Here is a 14,792-nt window from a genome sequence, read left to right as displayed (position 1 = left end):
CAACTTTATTTGTGGGATTGCTATGCTGTGCTTATGAGCAACCATGAGCCACCGGTCACATTCACCACCCCCATGCTCAAGGCCATCGCAAACCCCTTGCGTCGGCAAATCCTTGACGCGCTTTCGGCAATGGAAACCGCACGCGCGGCAGACCTCGCGCAGGCTCTTGGCGTACCCGCGAACAAGGTCAGTTTCCATCTGCGTGAGCTGGCCAAAGCCGACATGATCGTTGAAGTTCCGGAACTGGCGCGCGATAGGCGTGACCGCGTATGGAAACCTGCGGCTCGCGGCTATACGACCGGCAAAGTGGGAGAGCGCCCGGAGGACCAGACCGGGACGGCCATGGATGCCTACCTCAGCCAAGTGGTCCATGACGAGCAACGCCGCCTGCAAGCGACGCTTCGGCATGCAGAAAGGCACTATCGCGGCGAAGAGCCCGGGGAGATTAAAGCGCAGATGCAAACGAGCAACCTGATGCTTACCCAAGATGAATGCGACGAACTCATGCGCCGCATGGAAGAAGTGATTCCGGCTTTCCGCGAGGATCTGAAAAACGGCAAAGTCACCAGTTCGCAGCCCGCGGGCGATCGTGAAATCTGGCATGTCATGAGCCTGTTCAACGCAGATTCGCTGTTGAACGAGTCACAAGAGGGCGATCAATCTTCGTAAAACCCGAGGTAAACGCACGCTGAGGTGGGGTCCTGAACTAAACTGGATTCTGGCTGGCTGTGGCCAAGGTATGCCACAAGCTATGAAGCCATCACAGATTGAAAGGTAGAACCCGATCTCATGAGCGAGCAGCTGACTCTCACCATTGACGGCGAGCAGGTACAGGTGGACGCGGGAACGACCGGTCTGCAGCATTTTGCCAACGATAAAGACGTGGTTGTCATGCACGTCGATGGCGTATTGCGCGACCTGGCCCGCGAACTGGAAGCCGGAACCACTGTCACCCGCGTAACCATCAATGATCCAGAAGGATTGGAGGTGCTGCGCCACTCGACCGCCCACGTGATGGCCCAGGCTGTGCAGCAGCTGCGCCCGGACTCCAAGCTGGGAATCGGCCCCTACATCACCGACGGTTTCTACTTCGACTTCGATGTCGAGGACCCATTCACCCCAGAAGACTTGAAGCAGCTGGAAAAGATGATGCAGAAGATCATCAACCAGAACCAGCTCTTTGTCCGCCGCGAAGTTTCCCCGGAGGAAGCCAAGGCTGAAATGGCCAACGAGCCATACAAGTGCGAGCTGTTGGCCAAGGCCGACTCCGCCGACACTTCCGGCGAAGGCGTCACCGTTGAGGTGGCCGCTGGCGAAACCACCATCTACGACAACGTGGACCGCAAGTCCGGCGACACTGTCTGGAAGGACCTGTGCCGCGGACCGCACCTGCCGAACACCAAGCTGATCAAGAACGCCTACGCGCTGACTCGCTCGGCTGCCGCCTACTGGCTGGGCAGCGAGAAGAACAAGCAGCTGCAGCGCATCTACGGCACCGCATGGCCAACCAAGGACGACCTGAAGGCCTACCAGGAGCGCCTGGCCGAAGCCGAGCGCCGCGACCACCGCAAGCTCGGTGCCGAACTGGACCTGTTCTCGTTCCCCGATGAGCTGGGCTCGGGCCTGCCGGTGTTCCACCCCAAGGGCGGCATCATCAAGCGCGAAATGGAAGACTACGTGCGCGACCGCCACGTCGAAGAAGGCTTCCAGTACGTGGGCACCCCGCACATCTCCAAGGATGGGCTGTTCCACACCTCGGGCCACCTGCCGTACTACGCGGACACCATGTTCCCGGCGCTGCACATCGATGAAGAGCGCGATGAAGATGGCAACATCACCAAGCAGGGCCAGGAATACCGCCTGAAGGCCATGAACTGCCCGATGCACAACCTGATCTTCCGCGGCCGCGGACGTTCATACCGTGAATTGCCGCTGCGCCTATTCGAATTCGGCCACGTCTACCGCTACGAGAAGTCCGGCGTGGTCCACGGCCTGACCCGCGTGCGAGGTTTCTCCCAGGATGACAGCCACTCCTACGTCACCAAGGAGCAGGCACCGGCCGAGGTTGAGCACCTGCTGAACTTCATGCTCTCGCTGTTGCGCGACTTCGGCATGGACGACTTCTACCTGGAGCTGTCCACCCGTGATCCGGAGTCGGACAAGTTCATCGGCTCGGATGAGCAGTGGGATGAAGCTACCGCCGTGCTGGAGCGCGTCGCCACCGAATCCGGCGTCGAACTGGTTGCCGACCCAGGCGGAGCCGCATTCTACGGTCCGAAGATCTCGGTCCAGGCCAAGGATGCCATCGGCCGTACCTGGCAGATGGGCACCGTGCAGTACGACTTCAACCAGCCAGCGCGCTTCGGTTTGGAGTACCAGGCTGCCGACGGTTCCCGCCAGGAACCAGTGATGATCCACGCTGCGAAGTTCGGTTCCATCGAGCGCTTCCTGGGCGTGCTCACCGAGCACTACGCAGGTGCCTTCCCCGCATGGCTCTCGCCGGTACAGGTTCGCGCGATCCCAGTGGCCGAGGCTTTCAACGACTACCTCGGTGAAGTTGTTGCCAAGCTCAAGGCGCAGGGTGTCCGCGTGGAACTGGATGACTCGACGGATCGCTTCCCGAAGAAGATCCGCAACGCGTCCAAGGACAAGGTTCCATTCGTGCTCATCGCCGGTGGCGAAGATGCCGATGCAAACGCCGTGTCCTTCCGCTTCCGCGATGGCAGCCAGGAGAACCAGGTTCCAGTCGACGATGCGGTAGCCCGCATCGTTGAAGCCATCAAGAGCCGCGACAACAACAACTAGTTCGGATAGGGAGTCCACCAAGCATGCAGGAACAAGCAGACCGGTCCGTCACCGACGACTTTGAACTCGCCGGAGTGCCGGATTCGTTCCAGCGCCTGTGGACTCCCTACCGGATGGCTTATATCAAGGGCGGACAGGACCAGGTCAAGGATGAGGCCAGTTGCCCATTCTGCGCCGGTCCTGGGCGTACCGACGAAGAAGCGCTGATCGTGCACCGTGGCAAAACCTGCTACGTGATCCTGAATCTGTTCCCGTACAACCCGGGCCACCTGCTCGTGTGCCCGTACCGCCATGTGCCCAACTACACCGATATCACGGTGGAGGAAACGGCCGAAATGGCAGCGTTGGCGCAGCAGTCAATGCGCGTGCTGCGCAAGGTCTCCAACCCCGCCGGTTTCAACCTGGGCATGAACCAGGGCGAAGCCGGGGGAGCAGGCATCGCCGCGCACCTGCATCAGCACATCGTGCCGCGCTGGAACGGGGATGGGAACTTCTTCCCTATCATCGCGCAGACCAAGGCAATCCCGCAGACCTTGTCCGAGGTTCGCAGTGCCATTGCCGAAGCGTGGGACAGCGAAACCCCGAACTAGGCAATAGCTGGTACTTGGGCCCGGCAGAACATGGAAATGTTCTGTCGGGCCCAACGTCATTTAATGCAAAAGCCACGATGTTGGCCTGCTGCAATGCAAGACCAAATAGACTGTTGCGGCATGTTGGAGCAACTTCTTCCTGAAATGAGCATCGTTGAATATTCCCAGGTCCCCTGAACCAATCGGCACCATCGAAGAAATCCGCGACTGGATTATTAGTGGATCCGAGCATGAAATGCGTTTCGCCATCCAAGGTGCAGCCCGCTACTCAATCGGCATGATTGATCAGCTGCTTGAAGACCTGAGCTACGAGCATGATGCAAACTGCGACAGGTTCCTGCGCGGTTGGCTCGATACCCTGGATCCGCTGGAACGGCTCGCGGCGGCTGTGGCCACCGAGCACCACTACCAATTGAGCCTAGTTGCGATCTCGCAAGCGGCGGACCGGGCATTGGTGCAGGTGATGGAGTCAGTTAAACCGGCAATCGAGGACCTTGCCAAAAATTTTGAATCCGTCCATCAGCGTGCCAGCGACCCGGACCCCTCCTACACCAAACACTTCACTCCGCGATTGCTGGCATATGCGCAGCAATTGCGCTCCGTAGCCGAAGATATCAACGGCGACGTTCCGCTGGTGCAATTTATGTCTGAGGAAGTGGCGCGCATTGAAGCAGCTAATCCTGAAGGCTACGGTCAGCCAGCAAAATATCAAGTGTCGGATGCAATAGCGTCACGCCAAATATTCACCGGCAAAAAGCACTCTGACTAGTTGTTTAGTAGAGATTGCCAATGTTACGCACTAACTCGTAACTGGTGGATAAATCTACTATCTGCCAATTATGACGCAACACGCGAGGTAATAAAGCAAAGCGATCCTACGATTACTGGCGTACCACCTCGCTTATATCCCCGAAATTCTGGGGCAAAAACGAGTCACCGCAGTGTCGAAAGGAACCCCTCCTCACCATGTCTACGAACAACCAGAACTCCGTCGTCGGTTCGGACCGCGTCAAGCGCGGCATGGCCGAAATGCTCAAGGGCGGCGTCATCATGGACGTAGTCACCCCAGAGCAGGCACGCATCGCTGAAGATGCAGGTGCCGTGGCCGTCATGGCTCTGGAGCGCGTTCCTGCGGACATCCGTGCCCAGGGCGGCGTCTCGCGCATGAGCGACCCGGACATGATCGACGGCATCATCGCCGAGGTCTCCATCCCGGTAATGGCCAAGGCGCGCATCGGCCACTTTGTCGAGGCGCAGATCCTGCAGTCCCTCGGCGTCGACTACATCGACGAGTCCGAGGTCCTTTCGCCAGCAGACTACGAGAACCACATCGATAAGTGGCCTTTTACCGTTCCATTCGTTTGCGGTGCCACTAACCTCGGTGAGGCATTGCGCCGAATCAACGAAGGTGCCGCAATGATCCGCTCGAAGGGCGAAGCCGGCACCGGCGATGTTTCGAACGCCACCGGGCACATGCGCAAGATCCGTGCAGAGATCGCCAAGCTGGCCGCATTGCCGGAAGATGAGCTGTACGTGGCCGCTAAGGAGCTGCAGGCACCGTATGAGCTGGTCAAGGAAATCGCGCAGACCGGCAAGCTGCCGGTAGTGCTGTTCACCGCTGGCGGCATCGCCACCCCGGCCGACGCTGCGATGATGATGCAGCTGGGCGCCGACGGCGTGTTCGTCGGCTCGGGTATCTTCAAGTCCGGCAACCCAGTGCAGCGCGCCGAGGCCATCGTGAAGGCAACCACCTTCTTCGACAACCCGGACGAGCTGGCTAAGATCTCCCGCGGTCTGGGCGAAGCAATGGTCGGCATCAACGTCGCCGATGTGCCGGTACCGCACCGCCTCTCGGAGCGCGGCTGGTAAGCGCCGACGTTCCCAGCATTGCAGGCCCACGCCACCGAATTCCCGGTGGCGTGGGCTTGACGTTCCCAGAGCAGTGAGTCGGGTGGAAACCGTAGTCTAAACGGCGTATCCGTCGATAAAGTTGTCTACAGTTGCATCTTGACAAGCAGTCACATACTAACGCTCCCACCGAGCCAATAAACGTCTGCTGAACATCCATCTCATGTGAGCAGATCGAGTGGGTCATTCCGCATTTTGGACTGAAACAAGGTGTATTGTCCGAGATTCATCGCTGTGTCGTGGAACCTCAGGCCAACCAAGGTCCACTGTCTTGATCTGTGTCGATCCAAAAATGAGTGGGCGTTTGTTCCACACTTTGCGAGTCATCTCGGAGAGACATCCAATTGCTGTTTCTATGAATGGACCAGCCTTCGTCTGGTATGTCTGAGGTGTCACTTGGACAGTCCAACTGATGGGTTCGCTTCATCTGTCGTATATGTTTTCCATGGCACCGTTACTCAAAGTGGCGCTTCGATTGCTTCCGCGATTGCTCGTAGACCTAATGCCGAGGAGCGAGGGCTACCAAGCTCGAAACTAGAAAATTTGGGATCGTTGTTCTCGTTTGTCTTCCGGACCGCACCCGGTGCGAGTTCTTGCAAGGTACTAAGGGCCGAGAGAACTTCACTAACCGAAGGCTTGACTTCACTTCGGCGGCCATCTCTAGATATGTCGCGAGGCGTGATCGGGTCACCTGATTCCTTTGCCTCTTCGGCAAGCTGCCCGACCACGTATGTGAGGACTGCGAGCTCACGTTGTTTGTCGGCAATCGCCTTCATAGTTGCGTCGACACCGCCGTTGGACTCAAATAACGCTCCCGATAATTCAGGTCCGATACCTAGCGCTAGCGCCTTGTCCGCGATGGCTCCAAGCATTGATGCGTCGATGAGAGTCCAGTTACGTGCCCGCGCCATATTCTTGATCGTGTCGCCGACAAACGCTGGGGCAATTACCGCAACGTGATCAGCATGATGTTGAACTTTATGTGATTCAAGTGCAACATCACTGACATCCGTGTGCGAGATGCTACCGCTGGAACGCGATTTGGCTTCGACAATTGAGGTACGTTTTGCACCCTTGTGGTCTCGCCATTTTACGAGTACGTCTGTGGTGCCTGAACCACTAAGTACGCGGGCATCGAATCCCATGAGAGTGAAGGCGTCACTGATTGCCCGTTCAAAGGCCTTCCCAGCCCCTCGTTCTTTCGCCATAGGCGTGCGGGAAAGTTCGTCTAATGACTCGGATAGGCTCGAAGAACAGAAAGCTGACTTGTTGTCTGATGCAGGAATATTTTCTGGATCAGAATCGGGCTGAACTTCTGGTTCTGCCAGGGGTAGCTCTTCGAGAAGAGCTACCCCTGTGGGAGTCGTCCGCAGGCTGCCATATTTCGGTGGCACTATGAGCCCCGTGTCCATAAGGAATGCCGCGATCCAGCGGGACTTATCCACATTTAGACCATGGCGTTTTGCTTCAGCATAGACATCGGCTCGAGTCGCGCCGCCCTCCGCCGCAAGGATCATCTCACCGACGAAACGCATATTGGCGTGAAGAATCCGGATGAAGTTAATGTTGCTGCCTGACTGGAGCCATGCACGAGCCGTAGGGGATGCTTGATATATACCTAGACCCACCTCGACGATGAGTCCCGAAGCTCGTAGGAAGGGCAACATTGAGTCCACGCTGGAACGTCGAAGACTGAATGTGTTGGCGATGAATCCGAGGAGTTCGGAACGACTGAGTGGATCGATCAACGCATTCACGATGACACGTAGATTTTCCACCTTGTTTGAATGAGTAGCCGGGCTCGGCACCCAGATATTGTAAGTGCTCCGAGACGACTGCAAACGAGTTCCATCGCTCAGTTCAGCCAGCAAGTTTTTAATCTGTATTGGCGCGGGCTCTATTGTTTCAACTGGAGCTGCTTCGATTTCAAGTGCTTCCGGGGTGACCAAGCGACAAGCCATCAACATCTCTTGGCCAATAGAAGTGATCATCCACCGTCGACCCGCGGTCGCCTCAATTGCACCGAGGGCATCGAGCCAATCTAGGCGCGCACGAACGCCACCAAGGCTTTTCCAGTCGGTGTGGTAAGCAGCTTTGAGGAATTCATCAACTTCCTCCACGGTTTCTGGTGAACTTGCAATAAAATTCAGTGATTCTGAGAGTAGCCGGAAACATCTTGCTAGTGACGTACCCAGAACGGATGGTGAACCGGTGATTAGATACTCATGGCCGACACCGGTGAGCACTAGTTTGGCGTCTTCCGCTCGAACGAGGCCTGCAGCCTTGAGGAATCTGCTGTACTCGCCCCACGTCAATGGCTCTCGTACGGCTGATGCTCCTGATCGTGATTCGGAATCCTTGAATACTGTGTCAGGTATATTCGGACGGGCATTCATCATGATATCCGCACCCGCTGCTTGCACTTGTGATACCAGCTCGAAAATAAGCTTTAGCCATGCGCGCTTCCCACCATGGAGCGAAGGTAAGCTCGCAGACTGTCTACGCCATAGGGCCCGTTGGTCTTCCACGGGAAAGTTCGCTTCGGTGATTGTCGATGACATGGATCAAGTCTATGGGAAATGATCACAATAATTATGGAAGTCATTTATGTAATCTCGAAATTGATTTGTGAATCTCGAAATGCGCATGAATAGATTGGATTTTGAAGATTGTTTACATGCCTGTTGAACCATAACCGCATGTCGGGAAAGGCATCAAAAGATTTGGGTAAGGCACCAGACCAATCTGTCTAGTTACGATTGGATCGCTGGGAACCGCTGAAGATCTGTTCATTGAACCGATCAGCGCCACGGCAACCGAATGGGCCCCTCGATTAGTCGGTGCCTACATTGCTGCTGTGGGAACAGCTAGGCCTGTTAGTCTCACGGGGCCGCTCGGCAGCGAATGGAGTGAGTCTACGAATTCTTCGAGTTCAACCTCCCGCTATCGGTTTGCCTGGCCCCTACACGACCTAAGAATCTGCCTAGATCGTTGGTCGCTTGTAGCCTTTCGCTTCCCACCCAGAAGCGTACCGTGGCCTGCCGCCGAAGTTTGACCAGGGAAATCAATTGGAGAGCGGATCGCCAGATGCTCGAATTAATTCGTAGTATTGGATCATGCCAACCTATGACTGGCCGCTGATTCAGCAGCGAAGTGGCGACTCGATCGAGTCCCTTATTGCAACCCTCCTGCGCCGCGAATTCGTCGACGCGCGGCAGATTAATCCTTCGCAGGGGGATGGCGGGATCGACATCCTCCGCACATTACCCGACGGAGTTGAGATTTGGCAGGTCAAAGGCTTCACGACGTCGATTTCCAGTAATCAATTCGGCCAGGTCAAGAACTCTTGGAAACGATTCCTTGAGGAGCATGTCAGACCCGGTGGGAAGCCAATTATCCGCTATCACCTGGTCACGCCGTGGACCCCTACTGAGGAACGAGTCGCGGACTTCGACAAGCTCACTGCGGGCGTTGCATTCCCCTGTCAGTGGGCCGGTGATGCCTTCATTTCGGGGTTGGCAGACCGCTTTCCCGAGACTATGCAGCGGTTTACTTACGGTGAGGCGGTGTTGGAACAGTTCATTAGCCAGAAAGCCATGCTCGCTGCCTCGCCAGTTGAAAGGGGAGAGCCGTTGAAGATGCTTGATGCCATAGAGACCCGACAGGACGCACTCGATGCCCTCCGCAACACTATCCACGACAACTATCGGATGGAGCACGGCACCCGCACCGTATCCAGCAATCAGGAAATACCACTGCCTCACGAAGGCGATCCAGCGGTCTTTCACAGGATGACTTACCTTGGAGATTGCCGCTGGAAATACGAATCCGTTGTGCCTCGCACGCCCGAGGCCTCGAAAATTGACCCGATCTTCATGGACGTTGAGTTCCTGACGATTCCCGGGACACCCGAGCATGCCGCAGTCCAGGCTTGGGAAGCGTGGGGTACTGCGTTCAAAGACGTGCGGGTCCGGATAACAACCACAGGTGGTCCATTCGCTCATGAGGAAGCGGTGGAGTCCACAGTCTCCATTTTCGAAAGAAGTCATGCCAACATCCCCTTGCTATATCTGCGGTGTACAGAGAGCAACGGGCAACGCCGGTTCAGGATGCCACTGGAAGTTACCTCCCAAACTGTCGGTTCACAAACGGGCTGGCTGCGTCTGGTTCTCGATACGCCAGAGCGGTCGCTGAACTTAGAGCTGCGTTTCAAACCGGGAGATAACGCAGAAGCGAAAGTTCAAATGGGAAACGTCGATGGGCGTAATCCGGAGTCGGTCTGTGATGAGCTCGAGGAGTTATTTGGCATTCGCGAGAGCGACGTCATGTCCGTGGAAACTGAGGCAGGGAGCGCACTTCTCAGAGCGCATGGTGCTGTCCTCCCCTCTGCACTGGAAGCGATCTATCTTCCCGTCGCCCGTCACCGGACCCTGCTTCAAACACATACGTCTCCTGCACTTGTCATGCCTTCGGTCGTTGAGATCACCGACCGTCAATTCCGGCATCTCTCGCTCCTTGCCACTACGTACGGGGGCATTCCTCATCGCTGGAATTGGACGGAACTTACGTTCCAAGTTCCCGAGGGCGGTTTAGAGGTAGCATCCATTAAGAACGTAGTAACCAACGCTATCGCCGGCCGTGGCACCATCGTGCAGGTGGAAGCGCCCGTCTTCGCTCTCGGGAACCGGACTTACACCGTTGATCATCCCCTCGCGAGTAGTGTGCATTCAGTTCAGCTCGAACAAGGTGTTGACCTTGCAAGGCTAAAATCGGGGGACACGTTCCGGCTCGTGCCCGGAGCGGATGACTCGGTCACAACGGCGAAGGTTGTCGATTGGACTCCTGGAAGCATCCAGTTCGGCTAATTCTCTGCGAACTATTTCGTGAACAGGATGGCCGGGTCTGAGTTCAGCGTGTCCGCAGCCCACCCGTGCTCCAGTGCCAGCATGGGCCTTCGAGTGGCCATTCTGCTGTGGCGGCCCAGGCCAGGATGCACGGCGAACGTACCGAACACCGGCCAATGTCCATCGAGTCTGGCAACGGCGGAATCTGGCACGATGCAAACGGCCCAGGCCGGAATTGTCGGTGGATGCCGCCGGGCGTAGGTTGGTGGAACCCGGAATTTGCGCCGACCACAAGAAGCTGACATGTGCCGCTGGCTTCCTATCGGGGTTCCCCGATCGCCATCGCCGATATTCTCGTGCGTCCCACGCATTCGCTGATCGACCAGAGGCTGCATGCCCGCCAGCTCTACCTTCCCCTGGATGAGCTCGACTCCGGCTTCGCGGACCATGCCTTCCCGACCAACGGCGACGGGCTCGGCATGGCCTGGGCAGGGTACTCGGGAATGCTCGGACAGTACCGGCAGATCGGACCGGCCTCGGACAGCCAGAATCTGCGGCACCTGGCGGCGCAGATCGCCTTAGAATGCATCCTGGCCCATGTGTGCGCGGCGCCGGGCGGGACCATCACCGAGCAGAACTGCCAACCTTTCGTCGATAAGGGCTGGATTTTCCAGCACAACGGGTCAATTCCGGACTTCGACAGGCTCAAGCGCGAACCGACCTTCGACGTGGACCCGGTGCGCTATCCGGGAATACTGGGCAACGCCGATACCGAAGTGTGCTTCTATTCGGCATTGAGCTACGGGCTTGCCGATGATCCGATAGCTGGCCTGTCGCGCATGGTAGCCCGGGTGGAGCAGGCGCGCGCTGAGCATGCGATAGCAGAACCCTTCCGCGCGACCATCTGCGCCTCGGATGGCCATCAGCTGGTCGTGTTGCCCTGGGTTAGTCCGGACGCCGAAGACTCAATCGCGCCCTCGCTCTACCACGCCGACGGGCCGACCATGCTGCTTACCGAAGACGGGCAGGAAGACCGATTGCCGGAAAACGCCCAACTAGTGGTGTCCGAGCCATTGGAACTGCACTGGAGCCGCAATACCTGGCATGAAGTTCCTCCGGGAACCATCGGGGTCATGCGTACCGGAAGAGACCCGGTATTCGCACCCGTGGACCTTGGTATGTAGGTGCATTCCTGTGGCAAACTAAATGCCATGAGCCAGATTATTTTCGACGCGGCAGTAACCCTCAACGGCTATCTGGCAGATGAGAACCACAGCCTGCAGTGGCTCTTTGACGTGCCCGGGGCCCACGAACCCGACCCGGACCTGCTGCCCAAGAACGTCGGCGTTCATATCGAAGGCGCGAATACCTATAAGTGGCTGATCGAGAATGAGCAGTTCATCGAGAACCCGCAGAAGTGGCAGGAATACTATCAGGGGATCACCACCTACGTCTTTACCTCGCGGGACTTGCCGATTCCTGATGGTGCAGACGTGCGCCTGGTTAATGGCCCGGTCAATGAGTTCTTGCCCGAAATCCGCGAGACCGCGGGGGAGAAGAACATCTGGGTGCTCGGCGGAGGGGAGCTTCTTGGGCAATTCCTGGACATCGATGCGCTCGATTCCTTGGCATTGACCATTGCTCCAGCAGCGCTGCCAGCGGGTGCCGCCTTGCTGCCGCGAAGAATTGGCAGCGATCGATTGGAACTGGCTGAAGCAAGGCAGGCCGGGCCGTTCGCTCGACTTGTCTATAGAGTTCTTCCGAACCGGTGAGCAAGCCTTAATGAACTCAACCGGCCACGGGAAATCCCGGGGCCGGTTGGGGTCCTGCCGTATTAGATGATCCCTACTGCTTCCAGGAGCGCAAGATCATGTGGCGTCCACGACCAAGGAGCTTGAGCCCATTGGCGCTGAAGAAGTCGGCGCTCGACGGCGTGGCGGCAGCGAGCAGCTCCTGCGGTACCTCATCGTCTGGCGGCGACAGCGGATTGATCATTGATCGCGACAGGCCATGGAGCAAGGCAGTGCCAACGCCATGGCGGCGATGTTCCTTGCCTACGGCCAAGGAATGCACCATGAGCTGGCCGTTCAGGCCCTGCTGGGCAAAGCCCCGGCCCACGATCTCTCCCTCGTCGGTACGAGCCAAGGCATGCTCGACGCGGCGCAATGCCGGATGCCCGCTGGAGAGCTGGGTGCTGGTCTCGCGCCAAAGGTTCGTCACATTCAGCTCGGCCGCATCAGCTCCCGTGGCCTCAGGCACGTTATTGCCCAAGCGGATCTTGCCGGTCCAACGATCCATTGGAATGGCCAATGGGCCGGCATGCCAGGAAACCTGGGCATTATCGGAGAAGCCGGTCGCCCTCAGCTCATCCGCGTGGGCGCCTGAGTTAACCCAAGCTTCCACACGCCGGGCGCCGAGCCGATGGCCTTCGGCTAGCGCCGGACGCAGGCCCGCCTGTTCTGGCTGTTCGGGGAACAGCAGGATCAGCCGCTTGCGTACTGGCTGCCATGCCCATGAGCATCCGTGGGTGGTAAAGATCTTGCCGCCGGTGGCGACTGCAAGTGCCTGATGCCAGTGGCTTAGTGCTTCCTGTGCGGAGGCAATAGTGGTCATTATTCTGCGTTCACCAATCCTCGACGGCGCAACAACGGTTCAACCAATGCGGTGCGGCCGCGGAATAATTCGTAGGACTCAAGGGGATCGCGCGTATTTCCGCGCGAAAGCAGTTCCTCACGGAACCGATTACCATTTTCGCGCATTAAGCCCCCATTTTCCTCGAACCACTGCACAGTGTCGGCATCGAGCACCTCACTCCAGATGTAGGAGTAGTAGCCAGCGGAGTATCCATTGGCGAAAATGTGCTGGAAATAACCGGTGCGGTAGCGAGGCGGAATCATTGCGGAGTCGAAGCCGGCGCCCTGAAGCACGTCCTGTTCGAACTGCAGCGGATCCTCGATAACAGTCCCGGCGCTGATGGTGTGCCAGGCCCAATCAAGGACACTGGCGGCAAGGTACTCAGTGGTTGCAAAACCCTGGCCCCATAGCGAAGCCGCGCGGATCTTCTCGATCAGCGCATCGTCCAATACTTCGCCGCTCTGGTGGTGGATAGCATAACCGGATACGACATCCTCGTGGAGCATCCACATCTCGTTGACCTGCGATGGGAACTCCACGAAATCGCGGGGGACCGAGGTGCCAGAAAGCGAAGCGTACTTTCCGCTGGAGAACATCCCGTGCAGCGCATGGCCGAACTCGTGAAACAGCGTATTTGCCTCATCCATGGACAGCAGAACCGGATCACCCGGCGCAGACGGGGTGATGTTCAAGGTGTTGGTGACGATTGGCCGCTCGTCCAGGAACGAAGCGGCATCGCGCAGGCTGGTCATCCATGCACCGCCCTTCTTGGTATTCCTGGTCAGGTAGTCGCCGGTGTAGAGCGCCAGCGGCTTGCCATCGGCGTCGAAAACTTCGAAGACGCGAACATCCTGGTGGTAGGTGGGAAGGTCGAACCGCTCGCTGAAGGTAATGCCAAACAGCTTGGTAGCGGTCGCGAAGACCCCATCGACCAGGACCCGGTCTAATTCGAAGTAGTTGCGCAGTGCCTCGGAATCCACCGAGTACTCCTCACGCAAGACCTGGTTGGAGAAGTATTTCCAATCCCACGCGTTGATTTCGGCACCGGCGATCTTGCCCAGCACCTGGGCTTCCTGGCGGGCATTTGCGGTGGCGGCCTTGGTTAGCTCGGCCAGCCGTTCTTCCACCGCAGCGGTGGAAGGTGCAGTGGCCTGGTCGAGCACGGTTTCTGCATGGTTGGCGAATCCGAGCAGAGCGGCGCGTTCAGCGCGAAGCTGTGCCATTTCGGCGGCCACATGGATGGTCGCGTTTTCCTCGGTGCCACGGCTGATCGAGGCATTGAACACCTTGCGGCGGGACTGGCTTGACGCGAGCGACTCCAGGACCGGTTGCTGGGTAGGCGAAACCAGCGTCAGCAAGTATCCCGATGCGTGGCCTGCTTGCTTGGCGGCTTGCGCAGCGGACTCGATCGCTTGGCTGGAAAGACCTGCGAGTTCCTCAGCATCGTCGAAGTGCACAGCGTGGGCATTCTGATTTTCCAGGACGAGGTCAGCGAACTGCGTGGAAAGCTCAGCGAGTTTGGCGTTCAGTGCCTTCAACTGGTCCTTTTCGGCGTCGCCCAAGCCTGCGCCGGCCAACTGGAAATTCTTCAGTGTTTGCTCGGCTAGACGGGCATCTTCACCCTGGAGACCCTCATAATTCAAAGCTTGTAGACGCAAGTACAAGGTTTGGTTTAGGTAAATCTCATCTTCTTGCCTAGTCCAGATCGAAGAAATCTCCGACTGAATCGCCCGCAGCTCTTCGGTGCCGTGGGCGGAAATCACCGAGAAATACGTCATGAGCGCACGGCGCAGGGTCTGCCCGCTGGCTTCCAGCGCCAAGAAAGTGTTCTCAAAAGTGGGAGCCTGGGCATCGTCGATGATGCGCTGCAGCTCCTCACGCTGTTCGGCTGCGCCGAGCCGGACTGCCTCCAGGTAATGCTCAGCGGTGAGCTGGTCGAAGGCTGGCCATTGGTAGGGCCTGGTACTGGGAGTCAGAAGCGGGTTTTGCATAGGCCTAGGTTTTCATGGAA

Annotated in this window: 11 protein-coding genes; 8 read left to right on the top strand and 3 right to left on the bottom strand. The window is 57.8% G+C overall.

The features are described from left to right. Positions 1-33: 33 nt before the first annotated feature. The 5 genes from ACFVHU_RS01810 to pdxS all read left to right on the top strand — a co-directional run bounded on the left by ACFVHU_RS01810 (position 34) and on the right by pdxS (position 5,264). Positions 34-669: a helix-turn-helix domain-containing protein gene (locus ACFVHU_RS01810; protein WP_105658263.1), complete on the top strand. Its 636-nt coding sequence runs from the start codon at positions 34-36 to the stop codon at positions 667-669. A gap of 120 nt (positions 670-789) precedes the next feature. After that, positions 790-2,805 carry a threonine--tRNA ligase gene (thrS, locus tag ACFVHU_RS01805; protein WP_105658264.1) on the top strand — a complete coding sequence of 672 codons (2,016 nt, stop codon included), beginning with the start codon at positions 790-792 and terminating at the stop codon, positions 2,803-2,805. Between the two features lie 23 nt (positions 2,806-2,828). Continuing rightward, the gene (locus ACFVHU_RS01800; RefSeq protein ID WP_105661379.1) at positions 2,829-3,395 is read left to right on the top strand and encodes an HIT domain-containing protein; all 567 of its coding nucleotides are present in this window, start codon (positions 2,829-2,831) and stop codon (positions 3,393-3,395) included. A gap of 154 nt (positions 3,396-3,549) precedes the next feature. Beyond that, positions 3,550-4,164, top strand: a complete 615-nt coding sequence (locus ACFVHU_RS01795) for a hypothetical protein (protein WP_105658266.1) — start codon at positions 3,550-3,552, stop codon at positions 4,162-4,164. Positions 4,165-4,361: 197 nt separating this feature from the next. Then, positions 4,362-5,264, top strand: coding sequence for a pyridoxal 5'-phosphate synthase lyase subunit PdxS (gene pdxS / locus ACFVHU_RS01790; protein WP_105658267.1), 903 nt, complete (start codon positions 4,362-4,364; stop codon positions 5,262-5,264). Positions 5,265-5,761: 497 nt separating this feature from the next. On the opposite strand, the gene ACFVHU_RS01785 is transcribed toward pdxS, so the two are convergent. Beyond that, positions 5,762-7,864, bottom strand: a complete 2,103-nt coding sequence (locus ACFVHU_RS01785) for a restriction endonuclease (protein ID WP_388022128.1) — start codon at positions 7,862-7,864, stop codon at positions 5,762-5,764. A gap of 555 nt (positions 7,865-8,419) precedes the next feature. Here ACFVHU_RS01785 and ACFVHU_RS01780 point away from each other — a divergent pair. The 3 genes from ACFVHU_RS01780 to ACFVHU_RS01770 all read left to right on the top strand — a co-directional run bounded on the left by ACFVHU_RS01780 (position 8,420) and on the right by ACFVHU_RS01770 (position 11,919). Beyond that, positions 8,420-10,168, top strand: coding sequence for a hypothetical protein (locus ACFVHU_RS01780; RefSeq protein ID WP_388022126.1), 1,749 nt, complete (start codon positions 8,420-8,422; stop codon positions 10,166-10,168). Between the two features lie 284 nt (positions 10,169-10,452). Continuing rightward, a complete protein-coding gene (locus tag ACFVHU_RS01775) occupies positions 10,453-11,331 on the top strand; it encodes a class II glutamine amidotransferase (protein WP_388022124.1) in 879 nt (292 codons plus the stop codon). Positions 11,332-11,358: 27 nt separating this feature from the next. Further along, positions 11,359-11,919 carry a dihydrofolate reductase family protein gene (locus ACFVHU_RS01770; protein ID WP_388022122.1) on the top strand — a complete coding sequence of 187 codons (561 nt, stop codon included), beginning with the start codon at positions 11,359-11,361 and terminating at the stop codon, positions 11,917-11,919. Between the two features lie 73 nt (positions 11,920-11,992). Here the strand turns inward: ACFVHU_RS01770 and ACFVHU_RS01765 are convergent, their stop codons facing one another. Together ACFVHU_RS01765 and ACFVHU_RS01760 are read right to left on the bottom strand one after the other, a co-directional pair. Next, positions 11,993-12,760: a GNAT family N-acetyltransferase gene (locus tag ACFVHU_RS01765; protein ID WP_388022120.1), complete on the bottom strand. Its 768-nt coding sequence runs from the start codon at positions 12,758-12,760 to the stop codon at positions 11,993-11,995. Continuing rightward, positions 12,760-14,772, bottom strand: coding sequence for a M3 family metallopeptidase (locus tag ACFVHU_RS01760; RefSeq protein ID WP_388022118.1), 2,013 nt, complete (start codon positions 14,770-14,772; stop codon positions 12,760-12,762). The genes ACFVHU_RS01765 and ACFVHU_RS01760 overlap by 1 nt, the downstream gene beginning before the upstream one ends. Between the last annotated feature and the right edge of the window lie 20 nt (positions 14,773-14,792).

The organism is Glutamicibacter sp. NPDC127525, assembly GCF_042672105.1.
GTDB lineage: Bacteria > Actinomycetota > Actinomycetes > Actinomycetales > Micrococcaceae > Glutamicibacter.
The sequence above is the reverse complement of the archived record's forward strand: the minus strand, read 5'-3'. Positions and strand labels throughout refer to the sequence as shown.